Raw genomic sequence first — 1,133 nt, forward strand, 5'->3', positions numbered from 1 at the left:
GAGATCTGGGAAGACGTTCCGGCCGTGTGAATCCCGCCTTCGAGGACGGGCTTCAGACGGGCAAGGGACTCCGCCGTCGTATCGCGCAGGCCCTGATCGCGATTGACGAGCTTGGTCTCGCCCGTGAGGTTTCCTTCCTTGTCGACCTGGGGTGCCGAGAGTTCGAGAACCTCGCGGTCGAAACGCCCTTCCTCCCAAGCCTGCTTGGCCAGCGCCTGCGAGCGGACGCCGAGAGCTTCGACGTCGTCGCGAGTAAGACCGCGTCGGCGTGCGATACGTTCTGCAGCTTCGAACTGGTTGGGCATGTCGATGTCCCACGTCGCGGGTCGACGCGGTCCGGCCTGATCGCCGACGTTTGCGCCGAGGGGAACCTGGCTCATGGCTTCGATGCCGCAGGCGATGCCGGCGTCGATGGCGCCCGTGGCGATCAGTCCGGCGATCAGATGGTTCGCCTGCTGAGCGGAACCGCACTGGCAGTCCACGGTCGTTGCGCCGGTCTGCCACGGCAGACCTGCATGCAACCATGCCGTGCGCGTGATGTTGTTGGACTGAGCGCCGGCCTGGGTGACGCAGCCGCCGATCACCTGCTCGATGAGCAGCGGGTCGATACCCGACCGGTCGAGAACGCCCTTCTGGGCCGCTCCGAGGATCTCGGCGGCATGCAGACCGGCGAGCCAACCTCCGCGCTTGCCGATCGGTGTACGGACAGCCTCGACGATTACTGGTGTGCCCACAGCGGGCTCCTTTCCTTGTAATGAAAAAGTAGAACAGGTTCTCTGCGGGAAGCAAGACCTGCCGACGTTTCCTTTCCTAGTAAGCAGGCTTGTGTTTCAATGAGAGTAGAACGTGTTACACATCACGGATCCCCATCACCCCTGTGATGAAAAGGCTTAGGGCAGGAGACATCAGTGGCACAGCCCGCATTCCCCGAGGGAATCGACTTCACGGACCCCGACATCTACGCGGAACGCATGCCGTTCGAGGAGTTCGCCGAACTCCGGAAGACGGCCCCCGTGTGGTGGAATCCGCAGCCCCCGGAAATCGGTGCTTCGCACGGACCTGTGTTTTTAGTAAACAGTCGCTTCTCGCTGGTCTCTGCGGCCACCCCCAGCTCACCGTGTAAAACGGATCAC

The 1,133-nt window shown here is 62.7% G+C and carries 1 protein-coding gene and 1 pseudogene; one reads left to right on the forward strand and one right to left on the reverse strand.

Annotated elements, in window-relative coordinates:
- Positions 1–734: thiolase family protein (locus tag ABT116_RS48935; RefSeq protein ID WP_502984104.1), on the reverse strand; the 734-nt coding region annotated here is incomplete at its 3' end.
- Between the two features lie 174 nt (positions 735–908).
- Between ABT116_RS48935 and ABT116_RS48940 the strand changes: the two are divergent.
- Positions 909–1,133 (forward strand): annotated as a pseudogene (locus ABT116_RS48940) (steroid C27-monooxygenase); the annotation flags it as partial.

It is taken from the genome of Streptomyces sp. NPDC002130, from assembly GCF_040296465.1.
Lineage (GTDB): Bacteria > Actinomycetota > Actinomycetes > Streptomycetales > Streptomycetaceae > Streptomyces.